Here is a 12665-nt window from a genome sequence, read left to right as displayed (position 1 = left end):
CTGCCGATGAGCGAACCGACCCTGATCCTGCGCAACGCGCGGGCCATCACCTTCGATCCGGCCCGGCCGCGCGCCAGCGCGGTGGCTCTGGCCGGCGACCGCATCCTCGCCGTAGGCGGGGAGGAGATGGCCGGGCTCGCCACCGCATCGACCGAGGTGATCGACCTCGGCGGGGCGACGCTGATCCCCGGCTTCAACGACGCCCACGCCCATATGGAGCGCGAGGGGCTGAAGCGCCTGCGCCCCTCGCTGGCCGGCGCGCGCAGCGTCGGCGACATCCTGGAGCGGGTGCGGGCGGCGGCGGCGCAGACGCCGCCCGGCCAGTGGGTCGTCACCATGCCGATCGGCACGCCACCCTTCTTCTTCGACGGCGCCGCCACCCTGGCCGAGGGGCGGCCGCCGGACCGGCACGAGCTGGACCGCGCCGCGCCGGATCATCCCGTCTACATCCCCGGCCTGTTCGGCAACTGGGGAAAGCCGCCGGGGCACAGCGTCCTGAACAGCCGGGCGCTGGCGCTGAACGGCATCACCGCGGCGACCGTGCCGACCTGTTCCGGCGTCGAGATCCTGAAGGACGCCGACGGCGAGCCGACCGGCGTCATCGTCGAGCGCAACAGCCGCCCGACGGTCGAGTTCGACCTGCTGCCGGCGGTTCCCCGCTTCGGCTTCGCCGAACGGCTGGAGGGGGTGCGGCTGTCCCAGCGGCTCTACAACGCCCAGGGCACCACCAGCGTCTACGAGGGGCACGGCTCGGCGCCCGAGACCATCTCGGTCTACCGCCGCCTGTGGGAGCTGGGGGAGCTGACGGTGCGGGTCGGGCTGGTGGTCAGCCCGAGCTGGGCCGACATCGCCGAGGCGCGGCGCGCCATGCGCGACTGGCTGGCCCACGCCCGCGGCGCCGGGCTGGGCGACCCCTGGCTGAGGCTGTCGGGTGTCCACATCGCCTATGGCGGCGATCCGGCGGTGGCCTGCTGCGCCCGCGCCAACCTGCCCGACACCGGCTGGTCGGGTTTCGTCGAGCAGGCGCTGACGCCGGCCGACTTCCGCGAGGCCTGCCTCCTGGCCGCCGAGCACGATCTGCGCCTGCACACCATCGTCAGCGACAAGCTGCACGAGGTGGTGCCGGTGCTGGAGGCGGTGAACGAGCGCCACAGGCTGGCCGGGCGGCGCTGGGTGATCGAACACATCGGCCGTGCCCGGCTGGCGGATCTGGAGGCGCTGAAGCGGCTCGACGTGCTGGTGACGACGATCCCGACCTATTTCCTGTGGAAGGGCGGAACCGCCTATCTGGCCGAGCCGGATGGCGGCGATCTGGTGGTTCCGCACGCCCATCTGCTGAGGCTGGGCATCCCGACCGCCATCGCCACCGACAACATCCCTTACGACCCCTTCTTCACCCTGTGGACGGTCTGCAACCGGCGCGAACGGACCAGCGGCCGGGTGATCGGTCCAGACCAGCGGCTGGACGCCGAGACGGCCCTGCGTCTGTTCACCGTGGCGGGCGCCGCCCTGACCTTCGACGAGGGCTGGAAGGGGCCGCTGCGCCCCGGCTTCGCCGCCGACCTCGCCGTGCTGTCGGAGGACCCCACCGCCATCGACCCGGACCGGTTGCGCGACCTGCGCTGCCGCCTGACCGTCGCCGGCGGGCGGATCGTCCATCGCGAGGGATTGTGAGCGGGCCGGACCCGTTGCGGATCGTCATCGTCGGTGCCGGCGTGTCGGGCAGCGGCGTGGCGGCGGGGCTGGTGCGCGCCGGCGCCGCGGGCGGCTTTTCCGCCGCGGTGGACCTCGTGGACCCGCGGCCATCGCTCGGCGCCGGCCTGACCTACGCCCCTGGTGGCGACCCGCGCCACCGGGTGAACGTGCCCTCCGTCCGCATGGTGGCGGCGACCGGCCGGACGGGGGAGGAGGGCGCGGAGGAGGATTTCCATCGCTGGTGCCTGGAGCGCGGCGTGCTGGAGGCCGATCCGGCGGGCTGGTCGGAGGGGCTTCACTACCCCGCGCGGTCGGCGTTCGGGCGCTACCTCGACGAGCGGCTGCGGTCGCTGTTCGCCGCACCCGGACCGGTGCTGGTGACCCACCGCCGCGACCGGGCGGTCGCCGCCCATCGCCGTGGGACGTCCCACGGAACGGGGTTCGTGGTGGAGATGGCCGGCGGCACGGCGACGGAGGCCGACGCGCTCGTTCTGTGCACCGGAAACCCGCCCCCCGAACTGCCGGGCGTTCTGGCGGCGCTGGGCGGACACCCGCGGGTCGTCGCCGATCCCTGGGCGGCTGGCGCCCTCGACGGCGTCGCGCGGGACGACCGGGTGCTCATCGTCGGCACCGGCCTGACCATGGGCGACGTGGTGGCGACGCTGCTCGGCCGCGGTCATCGCGGACCGCTGACCGCCCTGTCGCGCCACGGGCTGGTGCCGCGCCCGCGCCCGGCCCAGGCCACATCCTGGACCGACTTCACCGCCGACCCGCCCACCCGTGTCGGCGACCTGCTGCGCCGCGTGCGCGCCGCGGTCGCCGCCGCCCGGCGGGCGGGACGGCCCTGGACCGATGTGCTCGAAAGCCTGCGTCTTCAGAATGGAGCGCTGTGGTCCGCCCTGCCGTTTGACGAGCGGCGGCGGTTCCAGCGCCATCTTCGGGTCTGGTGGGACGTCCACCGCTTCCAGGCGGCCCCGCAGGTCGCCCGTCTGGTGGAGGCCGCTCAAGCGGACGGGCGCCTCGCCGTGCTGGCTGGCCGGTTGGTCGCGGCGAGCGCCGGGGAGGGCGCCTCGGGCGGTGATGGGCTGTGGGTCGTCCACTGGCCGCGTGGCGGGGATGGTCCGGTCGGGCGGAGCTACGATGCCCTGGTGAATTGCACCGGCGCCGGGCATGGGGCCTCCTTCGGCCGCAACGCGCTGCTGGCCGGCTTGGCCGCCCAGGGGCTGATCCGGCCGGACCGGCTCGGTCTGGGGATCGAGGTCGACGGGCGGGGCCGGGCGCTCGACGCGGCCGGGCTGCCGGTTCCCGGCCTGTTCGTCGTCGGGCCGCCGACCCGCGGTAGCCTGGGCGAGGTGGTCGGCGCGTCGGAAATCGTTCCTCATGCGCTGGCCGTCGCCGAGGCTCTGACCGACAGGCGACGGCGGGTCGGGAATGCCGCTTTGGTCTCCTGGCGCTCTTGACCCCATTCCTCTCTTCGGAGTTCCTGTTTATGCTGACGAGAACGCGTTCCATAGGCGACGGTGCGCTGGGTAAGCCGGCTGATCGTCGCGATGTTCGTGGCGCTGGCCCTGGTCGCCGCCCTGCCGCAACGCGCCCTGTGGATTCCCCACACGCTGGGCTGCGAGTGAGACGCGCATCATGAGCGAAGCGAAGGCCGGACGTCTGGCTGGCAAGGTGGCTCTGGTTTTCGGCGCAGGGTCCTCCGCCCCCGGATGGGGCAACGGCAAGGCGACGGCGGTCGCCTATGCCCGCGAGGGCGCCCGCGTGGTCGCCGTGGACAAGGTGGCCGAGGCCGCGGAGGAGACCGCCGCCCTGATCGCCGCGGAAGGCGTCGCGGCGCTGGCCGTCACCGCCGACGTGACGAAAGGGCCGGAGGTCGCGGCCGCGGTCGAACGGACGCTCGCCGCCCATGGCCGCATCGACATCCTGCACAACAACGTCGGCATCACCGAGCCCGGCGGGCCGGTGGAAACCAGCGAGGAGAGCTGGCGCCGGGTGCTCGACACCGATCTGACCGGCGTCTTCCTGACCTGCAAGCACGTGCTGCCGGTGATGGTGGCGCAGCGGTCGGGGGCGATCGTCAACATCTCCTCCATCGCCGCGATCCGCTGGGCCTATCCCTACATCGGCTATGCGGCGGCGAAGGCCGGGGTCAACCAGTTCACCGTCGCGGTGGCCCGCCAGCACGCCCGCGACGGCGTCCGCGCCAACGCGATTCTTCCCGGTCTGATCGACACGCCGATGGCGCGCAGCCAGATCGCCGCCCATTACAAGGACGCGGAGGAAATGCGCCGGGCGCGCGACGCACTGTGCCCGCTGGGCTTCCAGGGCACGGCCTGGGACATCGCCGCGGCGTCGGTCTTCCTGGCCTCGGACGAGGCGCGCTACATCACCGGGGTGTGCCTGCCGGTGGACGGCGGGCTCAGCCTCGGCATCGGCTGAGCCCGTTTCCACGGTTACCAGCCGGGGACGGCGGCGCCGTTGAACTTGGTCTGGATGAACTCCTTGACCACCGGCGACTGGTAGGCGGCGACCAGCTTCTTCACCCAGGGCTGGTCGGCGTCCTTCTTGCGCACGACGATCTCGCAGGTGTACTGCGACTGCGGGCTCTCCAGGATCAGCGAATCCTTGACCGGGTTCAGCTTCGCCTCCAACGCGTAGTTGGTGTTGACGGCCGACGCGTCCACGTCGTCCAGCGAATGGACGAGCTGCGGCGATTCCAGCTCCACGATCTTCAGCTTCTTCGGGTTGTCGACGATGTCGAGCGGGGTGGCCTTGATGCCGGCCCCCGGCTTCAGCTTGATCAGCCCGGCGCTCTCCAGCAGCAGGAGCGAGCGGGCGCCGTTGCTGGGGTCGTTGGGGATGGAGATGGACGCACCCGCCGGCAGGTCGGCCACCGTCTTGTGACGCTTGGAATAGACGGCGATGGGGAACAGCGTCGTCTTGCCGACCGGAACGATGTCGTAGCCGCGGGCGTCGATCTGCGCCTTCAGGAAGGGCAGATGCTGGTAGGAGTTGGCCTCCAGGTCGCCGGCGGCCAGCGCGGCGTTCGGCTGGATGTATTCGGTGAACTCGACGATCTGGATGTCCAGCCCGTCCTTGGCGGCGTTGGCCTTGACGACCTCCAAAATCTGGGCGTGCGGGCCGGAGGTGGCGCCGACCTTGATGGTCTGGGCCTGAGTCTGGGCCTGGGCCGGGGCGGCCAGGGCGAGCAGCAGGCCGGTCGCGGCGAGGATGAGGCGCTTCATGATGGATGCGGTCTTTCCGGTGGGACGAACGGGGGTCAGGCGGCAGTGCCGGCGTTGAGGAGGATGCGCTCCATCTCGCGGACCACCGGCTTCTCGATCAGCTTGCCGTCCACGACGACGAGGCCGGTCGTGCTCTCCTGGAAGGCGGCGATGATGCGGCGGGCGTGGGCCACCTCCTCCGCCGTCGGCGTGAAGGCGGCGTGGATGGCCGCCAGATGGCCGGGATGGATCAGCGCCTTGCCGGTGAAGCCCAGCGCCGCGGCGCGGCGGGCCTCCGTTTCCAGCCCGGCGGCGTCCTCCAGGTCGAGGAAGGGCACGTCCAGCACGGCGACGCCGGCCCGCGCCGTCGCGTGCACGATGCGCGAGCGGGCGTAGAGCAGGGCGTCCCAGGTCGGGCGGACACGCAATTCCGCCGACAGGTCGACGGCGCCGATGAACAGCGCGACGATGGAGGGATCGGCCCCGGCGATCTCGGCCACCCGTTCCAACCCCTCGGCCGTCTCGATGATGACGTAGAGGGCGACCGGCTCGGGGCGGGAGCGCAGCAGGTCGGCTACGATCCGCACCTCGTCGGCGGAGCGCACCTTGGGCAGAACCAGCGCGTCGGGCAGGGTCTCCAGCTTCAGGATGGCGTCGATGTCGGCGATCCCTTCCGGGGAGCGGATGCTGTTGATGCGCAGGGCCTTTTCCGCCCGCGCGGCGCGCTGCTCGTGATAGGTGGGCAGGGAGAGGGCGCGCGCTTCGTCCTTGCGGTCGGGAGCGACGGCGTCCTCCAGGTCGATGCACACCACGTCCGCGCCCGTCTCCAGCGCCTTGGCGAAGCGATCGGGGCGGAGGCCGGGCACGAACAGGAAGCTGCGGCGGCGGACGGATCGAAGGTCGGTCATGTCGGTGTTTCCGTGTTTCGGAATGGGGGTGAATCGACCGGCGGGCGCCACAACGCGTGGACGTATTCCTCGCCGGTCAGGTCGGGGGTGTCGAAGGAACTCAGGCGCTTCAGATGCGCCGCGCGGTCGGCGAGCCACAGGTCGCGCCCGATGGCCGATACGAGGCGGGGAACGCCGTGCTTCAGACTGGCGATCTCCCCGACCGCTCGCCCGTGGCTGACGACGCCGCCGTAAGTGAAATTGTGGATGTCCTTCAGGAAGGGCGCGGTGCCGGGGACCTTCCCGACGAATTCGAAGCCCGGCCCCAGATAGGGGTTGGCGGCCAGCCCCGCGTCCTCTTCACCGGGTGGTGGCGCGTAGCGGTCGCGCCAGAGGGCGATGGCGTCGGCGAAGCCGGCCAGTTCCGGATGCCGGGCGAGATCGGCGCGGTAGCCGGTGCCGGCGATCACGAAATCGAAGCTGTGGCGTCCGTCGGCGGCTTCCACTTCAACGGTCCCCCCGGCGTCACGCGCCGCGGTCCAGCCGGCGGCCAGATGCAGGTGGAAGTTGGGAAAGCGCGTGGCCCGGCGCACCGTGTCCGGCATCGGGCCGGGAGCGTTCGCGAAGAAGCGCCGCATCAGGCTCCAGCGGTCGGCGTCCGGAAGCTCGTGGAAATGGTCGAGCGCCCCGGCGTAGGACAGGCCCTTGACCGTGGTGACCCGCGTCAGGTCGGCGTTGCGGCAGAACAGATGGACGGCGGCGGCGCCTTGCTCCAGAGCGGTGGCGGCGGTGTCGAAGGCGGAGGAGGCCGCCCCCAGCACGCCGATCACCTTTCCGCCAAGCGCCGCGAAGTCGATGGGATCATCGGTGTGGGCGTAGAGGCTCCGCGGCAGGCCGTCCGCGATGACCGGCGGGACGAAGGGGCCGCCGCTGCCGTCCATCCCGGTCGCCAGCACCAGCTTGCGCGCGGTCTCGGTCCGGGCCTCGCCGTCCCGCTCCAGACGCAGGCGGAAACCGCGCGGCGCCGTCGCGTCCAGCGGCTCGATGCGGGTCAGGCGGGTGCGGTTGCGCACGGCAATCCCGGTCGCTCGCCGGTACCAGCGGACATAGTCCGCCCACACGGTGCGCGGGATGCGCCTGATGGCGGCGTAGGCGTCCGCCCCGAACGCCGCCTCGTACCAGGATTGGAAGGTCAGGCCGGGCAGGCCGAGTTCCGGGCCGGGCAGGGTCTTGACCGACCGCAGGGTCTGCATCCGGGCGGTGGTTTCCCACACGCCCTCGCAGCCCTCTTCTGCGGCGTCGATGACGGTGATGTTGGCGATGCCCGCCCGGCGCAACGCGAAGGCGACGGCCAGCCCGCTCTGCCCGGCGCCGACGACAGCCACGTCGTGGTCGATGCCGGGGCTGGGCGGCACCCAGTTCCCGCCGTCGTCGCCCAGCCGATCCAGAGCGCGCGCCACATCCGCGGCCAGCGCGTCCACGGCGGCGGTGTCGATGGTCATGCTTGTTCTCCAGCAGGAGCCGTGTCCGGGACCGGCTCGATCCACATACGGACCTTCACCGCGCCGAAGCCGCCGACCGCCGGGCCGGGGTCGGTGCAGTGGGCGCCCGGCAGGGTCAGGGACACCGCACCCTCCCGTCCGAAGCGGTCGAAGGCGATGCCGACGCGCTGCGCCAGCATTCCCATCAGGAAGACGCAGACCGGCCCGGTCGTCTGCGCCGGGTCCAGATGGGCGCCCTGCATGACGTAGCGCTGGCCGACGCGGACCCCGGCCATGCAGCGTTCGGCCTCCACGACCTCCGCCACCACCTGATGGCGGGCGCAGCCCTCGAAGAAGCCTTTGGAGCTTTCCAGCATCGCGGCGACCTCGGGGCGCTCGGCCTCCGGCGTGTCGGCGATGAAGGCGTCGGGCACCGCGCGCCCGAAGAAGTCGGCGGCTGTCTTGCGGTCCATGATCGGATGCTCCCCCCGTCGTCTCAGCGCCCCGCCGGGTCGCGCCAGACCTCGCCGAACAGGCGCAGCCAGTTGCCGCCCAGCAGCTTGGCGATGCGCGGCTCCGGCCAGCGGCGGCGCTCCATGGCGGCGGTCAGGTTGGGGAAGCCGTCCAGCCGCTCGAAGCCCGGCGGGTTGCGCACCTCTCCCACCTCCAGCAGGCGGCGCCCGGTGCCCTTGTCGAGCGTGAAGTAGCGGATGCCGTCGGCGTCCACGTCCTGGGTGAAGTCGGTGCCGATGGCGACGTGGTCCTCGCCGCACAGATTTACGGTGTGCTCGATGGCGTTCAGATAATCGTCGATGGTGCTGTCGTTGCCGCGCGGCATGAAGGGCGGGAACATGGTCACGCCGACCACGCCGCCGCGCTCCGCGATGAAGCGCAGCTCCGCGTCGGTCTTGTTGCGCGGGTGGTCCTTCAGCGCCCTGGGCGCGCAGTGGGTGTAGGCGACCGGCTGGCGGGAGGCGAGGATCGCCTCCTCCGCGGTGCGTGACCCGACGTGGCTGAGGTCGATCAGGATGCCGACGCGGTTCAGCTCCGCCACCAGATCGCGCCCGAAGTCGGTCAGCCCGCCGTCGCGGCTCTCCAGGCAGCCCGATCCGACGGAGTTCGCGGTGTGGTAGGTCAGCTGCACGACCCGCAAGCCCAGCTCGTGGAACAGCGCCACATAGGGCAGGTGGTCGCCGAAGCCGGTGGAGTTCTGCCAGCCCAGGATCACCCCGACCCGGCCCGTCTCCTTGGCGCGGGCGATGTCCTCCACCTTATGCACCGGGGACAGCAGGTCGGCGTGCTCGCGCAGCCGGACCTTCCATTGAGCGACGGCGTGCAGAGACGGCTCCACCCCTTCCCAGACGGAGCAGGTGCAATTGGCGGCGGCGATGCCGCCCCGCTTCATGCTCTCGAACACCGAACGGCTCCAGCGGGAAACGATCAGGCCGTCGATGACGGTCAGGGACTCGTGCAGGCTCATCGGGGGAAGCTCTCGTCGTTCGAAGGGTGGTCGAGCGCGGCGTCGGCCAGCCAGGACCACAGGTATCCGGCCCAGGGGCGCTCGACATGGAGGCGGAAGACCGGGCCATCCCCGCCATCCTCCGCCCGTTGCAGCAGAACGCCGATGCGCCCGAGCCGGGTGCGCGTCGCCCAGCCCGCCGGGAAGGCGGAGGGATGCAGGTCGAGCGCGGTGCCGCCGGCCAGCACGTCGCGGGCGCGCGGGCCGGACAGTTCGAGATCCGGCAGGCCGTCACCCACCTCCGCTGCGGCCAGCCCGGCACGCAGCAGCGCCGGAGCGAGGCTGTCCGGCCCGATGCCAGACCCGCTGCCCAGCACCAGCCATTCGTCGGGGCCGAGCCACAGGACGTCGGCGACGGGGGAGCGCGCAGGGATGCCCGGCTGTTCCGGCGGGGCGACGCCCAGCACGCCCGCGGCGGCGGCGCTCCACGCGGCCGTGATGCGCCCGCGCAGCAGGGTCTTGGGACGGTGGCCAGGATCGCGCAGGCGGACGACGCCGGGGCGCTCGAAGAGGCCCTCCGGCGCCACCTCCGCGAAGGCGCTGCGCGGCGTTGGACGCTCGGCTTTCGTCAGGTTGTCAGGCATGGAGGCGGTGTCCTTCCGGATCGTAGAATCGCGGCTCGGTCACGGTGGCGCGGACGAATTCCCCGTCGCCGTCCACCGTCACCGTTCGGCCGATCCGCTCCCGCCCGTCGCGCAGCAGCGCCAGCGCGATGGAGCGGCCGAGCGCCGGGCTGGCGTAGGAGGAGGTGACGGTGCCAAGCTTCGGCACCGGCGGGCGCCGGTCGATGGTCTCCACGATGCAGGCGCCTTCCGGCAGCACCACCGTCGGGTCCTCCGTCAGCAACCCGACGAGCTGGAGCCGGCCCGGCCCGGCGAGATGGCTGCGCCGCATCCCGCGCTTGCCCACGAAGTCCGGCTTGCCGTCGGCGACCAGGGCGGACAGGCCGAGGTCGTGCGGGGTCTGCGAGCCGTCCGTGTCCTGGCCCAGGATGATGTAGCCCTTCTCGGCGCGCAGGATGTGGACGGCCTCCAGCCCGAAGGGCGCGATGCCGAAGCCCCGCCCGGCCTCCAGCAGCGCGTCCCACAGGGCGAGGCCATGGCCGGCGGGCACGTTGACCTCGTAGGACAGTTCCCCGGTGAAGCTGACGCGGAAGACCCGCGCCGGCAGGCCGGCGATCTGCCCCTGGCGCACCGTCATGTGGGGGAAGGCGGCGGCGGACAGGTCGATGTCCGTCCCGGCACTGCCCAGAACGGCGCGGGCGTTCGGTCCGGCGACGGTGATGCTGGCCCACTGGGTGGTGACGGGGATCAGCGCCACGTCGAGATCCGGCCAGTCGCACTGGAGCCATTCCTCCAGCCAGTCGTGGACGGTGCGGGCGCCGCCGCTGGTCGTGCTGACCAGATAGCGGTTCTCCCCCAGCCGGGCCGTCACCCCGTCGTCGAGGATCGTCCCGTCGTCACGCAGCATCAGGCCGTAGCGCGCCGCTCCCACCGGCAGCGAACGCCAGCGGTTGGCGTAGACGCGCTCCAGCAGTTCCACCGCGTCCGGCCCGTGCAGCTCGATCTTGCCCAGTGTGGAGCTGTCGAACAGCCCGGCGGCCCGGCGGACGGTCAGCGCCTCGCGGGCGATGGCGGCGGCGCGCTCCTCGCCGGGGCGGGGGAACAGGGCGGGGCGGCGCCAGGACCCGGCGTTCTGGAACTCCGCTCCGGCGGCGGCGTGCCGGGAATCGATGGGGGTGACGGCCACCGGCTCGTACAGCGCGCCCACGTCGCGCCCGGCCAGCGCACCGAAGGGCACCGGCACGTAGGGCGGGCGGTAGGTGGTGGTGCCGACCGCGTCGATGGCTTCGCCGCGCTCCTCGGCCAGGATGCCCAGGGCGAGCAGGTTGCCCGTGCGACCCTGGTCCGGCCCCATGCCGGCGGTGGTGTAGCGCTTCAGATGCTCGACGGAGCGGTAGCCCTCGCGGACGGCCAGCTCCACATCCGCCACCGTCACGTCGTTGTGCAGATCGACGAAGCGCCGCGCCCGCCGCGATTTGGCCGGGACGCGCCACAGGGCGCGCGGCGCCAGGGGCGGCGTGGGGCTGGCGGACAGGGCGGGCGACGGGGCGCCCGGCGCGTGTCCGGCGCGCTCCGCGGCGTCTCGCCCGGCTTCCGTCCCCTCGGCCAGGGCGGCGGCGAGATCGAAGGTGCCGTTGGCCGCCCCGGCGACCCGCCACGGCCCCTCGGACGGGATGGGACGCAGGGCGGCGGTTTCCGCGTCGTAGCGCAGCCGTCCGCCGACATGGGCGTGCAGGTGGACGGTGGGCGACCAGCCGCCGGATTGGGCCAGCAGATCGCAGGCGACATCCCGCTCCGTGCCGGGCAGCAGGGCGCCGCCGTCGTCGGTCAGGCGGGCCAGGATCACGCCGCGCACCGCGCCGCGTCCCCGCACGGCGGCGACCGCGTGGCCGGTCAGCAGGGGAATGCCGCGCTCGCGCAACGCCTCCGCCCAGGGGCCGGACACCTCGGCCCGCAGGTCGGCCACCGCCGCCACCGCGACGCCGGCCTCGTCCAGCTCCAGCGCGGTGCGGAGCGCGCTGTCGTTGTTGGTGAAGACCACCGCCCGCCGTCCCGGCGCCACGGCGTAGCGGTTCAGGTAGGTGCGCACGGCTCCGGCCAGCATCACCCCTGGGCGGTCGTTGTCCGCGAAGGCCAGTGGGCGTTCCAGCGCGCCGGTTGCCAGCACGATCCGCTTGGCGCGGACCTTCCACAGCCGGGCGCGCGGGCCTTCGGAATCCGGCGCGGTGCGCTCCAGCACGCTGAGGAATCCGTGGTCGTGCTGGCCCAGCGTGGTGGCGCGGGTGAGCACCAGAACGTCGGGCCGGGCGGCGAGCCGCGCCCGCACCGCCTCCACCCATTCCGGCGCCGGGCGCCCGGCGATCTCCTCCCGCCCGCCGAGCAGGCTGCCGCCCAGCCGGTGGTCGGAGTCGACCAGCAGCACGCGCGCCCCCGCCTCCGCGGCGGCCAGCGCGGCGGCCAGACCGGCGGGGCCGCCGCCGACCACCGCCACGTCGGCGTGGTGCCAGCGCTTGGCGTAGCGGCTGGGGTCCGGTTCCTCCGGCGCGTGGGCGACGCCGGCGAGACGGCGGATGACCCGCTCGTAGAGCGGCCACAGCGCGGCGGGTGCCTTGAAGGTCTTGTAATAGAACCCGGCGGGCAGCAGCGGTGCCGCGAAATCCAGCAGACCACCGATGTCGAGACGCACCGACGGCCAGCCGCCGAGCCCGCGCGACACCAGGCCGGGCCGCAGTTCCACCGCCGTGGCGGCGGCCAGCGGCTCGACAAGGCCACCGGCCCCGGTTTCCACGAAGCCGTTGGGCTCCTCCACCCCGCTGCCCAGGATGCCGCGCGGGCGGTGCAGTTTGAAGCTGCGCCCGACCACCCGCACCCCGTTGGCCAGCAGGGCGGCGGCGAGGCTGTCGCCCGCGAACCCCTCGTAGGAGCGCCCGTCGTGGACGAAGCGCACCCGCTGCCCGCGGTCGATCAGGCCGCCGCGCGGCAGGCGGTAGGGCTGGCCGCTCATGGCGCGGGCTCCGGGCGGGGCGCGCCCATGGAATAGACGGCGGTGATCTCGTGGGTCACCGTGTTGCGCAGCAGGTTGAACCAGCGCCGGCAGCCGTACAGATGGTGCCAGCGCTCCGCCACCACGCCCCGTGGGTTCGAGCGGACGTAAAGATAGTCCGCGAAAGCGTGATCGTCGGGCGCCTCGGCGAAGGCAGGGCGGGCGACGTGGGATTCGCCGCCGCAGCGGAATTCACGCTCTTCGCGGGGGCCGCAGTGGGGGCAGGGGATCAGCAGCATGGGTGAGGTCT

At 72.7% G+C, this 12665-nt stretch carries 11 protein-coding genes; 3 read left to right on the top strand and 8 right to left on the bottom strand.

The features are described 5' to 3' along the window. Positions 1-6: 6 nt before the first annotated feature. The 3 genes from ABAZ39_RS28880 (at position 7) to ABAZ39_RS28870 (ending at position 4137) form a co-directional block, all read left to right on the top strand. A complete protein-coding gene (locus ABAZ39_RS28880) occupies positions 7-1674 on the top strand; it encodes an amidohydrolase (protein ID WP_201042306.1) in 1668 nt (555 codons plus the stop codon). Beyond that, positions 1671-3155, top strand: a complete 1485-nt coding sequence (locus ABAZ39_RS28875; RefSeq protein WP_040137670.1) for an FAD/NAD(P)-binding protein — start codon at positions 1671-1673, stop codon at positions 3153-3155. Before ABAZ39_RS28880 ends, ABAZ39_RS28875 begins: the two co-directional genes overlap by 4 nt. Positions 3156-3333: 178 nt before the next feature. Then, positions 3334-4137, top strand: coding sequence for an SDR family NAD(P)-dependent oxidoreductase (locus tag ABAZ39_RS28870; RefSeq protein WP_040137669.1), 804 nt, complete (start codon positions 3334-3336; stop codon positions 4135-4137). Between the two features lie 14 nt (positions 4138-4151). On the opposite strand, the gene ABAZ39_RS28865 is transcribed toward ABAZ39_RS28870, so the two are convergent. Genes ABAZ39_RS28865 through ABAZ39_RS28830 form a run of 8 tightly spaced genes read right to left on the bottom strand, consistent with a single transcriptional unit; the run spans position 4152 to position 12654 of the window. Beyond that, on the bottom strand, positions 4152-4946 hold the full coding sequence (locus ABAZ39_RS28865) for a MetQ/NlpA family ABC transporter substrate-binding protein (RefSeq protein WP_040137835.1): 795 nt from the start codon (positions 4944-4946) through the stop codon (positions 4152-4154). Between the two features lie 32 nt (positions 4947-4978). Beyond that, on the bottom strand, positions 4979-5830 hold the full coding sequence (locus tag ABAZ39_RS28860) for an HpcH/HpaI aldolase/citrate lyase family protein (RefSeq protein ID WP_040137668.1): 852 nt from the start codon (positions 5828-5830) through the stop codon (positions 4979-4981). Then, the gene (locus tag ABAZ39_RS28855) at positions 5827-7311 is read right to left on the bottom strand and encodes an FAD/NAD(P)-binding protein (RefSeq protein ID WP_081863404.1); all 1485 of its coding nucleotides are present in this window, start codon (positions 7309-7311) and stop codon (positions 5827-5829) included. The genes ABAZ39_RS28860 and ABAZ39_RS28855 overlap by 4 nt, the downstream gene beginning before the upstream one ends. Next, positions 7308-7763, bottom strand: a complete 456-nt coding sequence (locus ABAZ39_RS28850) for a hypothetical protein (RefSeq protein WP_040137667.1) — start codon at positions 7761-7763, stop codon at positions 7308-7310. Before ABAZ39_RS28850 ends, ABAZ39_RS28855 begins: the two co-directional genes overlap by 4 nt. A 23-nt stretch (positions 7764-7786) precedes the next feature. Next, positions 7787-8770 (bottom strand): dipeptidase, encoded by a 984-nt coding sequence (locus tag ABAZ39_RS28845; RefSeq protein ID WP_040137666.1) that lies wholly within the window; start codon positions 8768-8770, stop codon positions 7787-7789. After that, positions 8767-9393, bottom strand: a complete 627-nt coding sequence (locus ABAZ39_RS33540) for a sarcosine oxidase subunit gamma (RefSeq protein ID WP_051658683.1) — start codon at positions 9391-9393, stop codon at positions 8767-8769. Before ABAZ39_RS33540 ends, ABAZ39_RS28845 begins: the two co-directional genes overlap by 4 nt. Beyond that, positions 9386-12376 (bottom strand): sarcosine oxidase subunit alpha family protein, encoded by a 2991-nt coding sequence (locus ABAZ39_RS28835; protein ID WP_040137665.1) that lies wholly within the window; start codon positions 12374-12376, stop codon positions 9386-9388. Before ABAZ39_RS28835 ends, ABAZ39_RS33540 begins: the two co-directional genes overlap by 8 nt. Then, positions 12373-12654, bottom strand: coding sequence for a sarcosine oxidase subunit delta (locus ABAZ39_RS28830; protein ID WP_040137664.1), 282 nt, complete (start codon positions 12652-12654; stop codon positions 12373-12375). Before ABAZ39_RS28830 ends, ABAZ39_RS28835 begins: the two co-directional genes overlap by 4 nt. Between the last annotated feature and the right edge of the window lie 11 nt (positions 12655-12665).

This window comes from Azospirillum argentinense (assembly GCF_000632475.1).
GTDB lineage: Bacteria > Pseudomonadota > Alphaproteobacteria > Azospirillales > Azospirillaceae > Azospirillum > Azospirillum baldaniorum.
This window is presented reverse-complemented; position numbering and strand designations above follow the sequence as displayed.

Bases quoted from the DNA above. Each gene is read 5' to 3' on its own strand.
- ABAZ39_RS28870 (WP_040137669.1), top strand. From the start codon at position 3,334: ATGAGCGAAGCGAAGGCCGGACGTCTGGCTGGCAAGGTGGCTCTGGTT.
- ABAZ39_RS33540 (WP_051658683.1), bottom strand. From the start codon at position 9,393: ATGCCTGACAACCTGACGAAAGCCGAGCGTCCAACGCCGCGCAGCGCC.
- ABAZ39_RS28835 (WP_040137665.1), bottom strand. From the start codon at position 12,376: ATGAGCGGCCAGCCCTACCGCCTGCCGCGCGGCGGCCTGATCGACCGC.
- ABAZ39_RS28860 (WP_040137668.1), bottom strand. From the start codon at position 5,830: ATGACCGACCTTCGATCCGTCCGCCGCCGCAGCTTCCTGTTCGTGCCC.
- ABAZ39_RS28845 (WP_040137666.1), bottom strand. From the start codon at position 8,770: ATGAGCCTGCACGAGTCCCTGACCGTCATCGACGGCCTGATCGTTTCC.
- ABAZ39_RS28850 (WP_040137667.1), bottom strand. From the start codon at position 7,763: ATGGACCGCAAGACAGCCGCCGACTTCTTCGGGCGCGCGGTGCCCGAC.
- ABAZ39_RS28880 (WP_201042306.1), top strand. From the start codon at position 7: ATGAGCGAACCGACCCTGATCCTGCGCAACGCGCGGGCCATCACCTTC.
- ABAZ39_RS28855 (WP_081863404.1), bottom strand. From the start codon at position 7,311: ATGACCATCGACACCGCCGCCGTGGACGCGCTGGCCGCGGATGTGGCG.
- ABAZ39_RS28830 (WP_040137664.1), bottom strand. From the start codon at position 12,654: ATGCTGCTGATCCCCTGCCCCCACTGCGGCCCCCGCGAAGAGCGTGAA.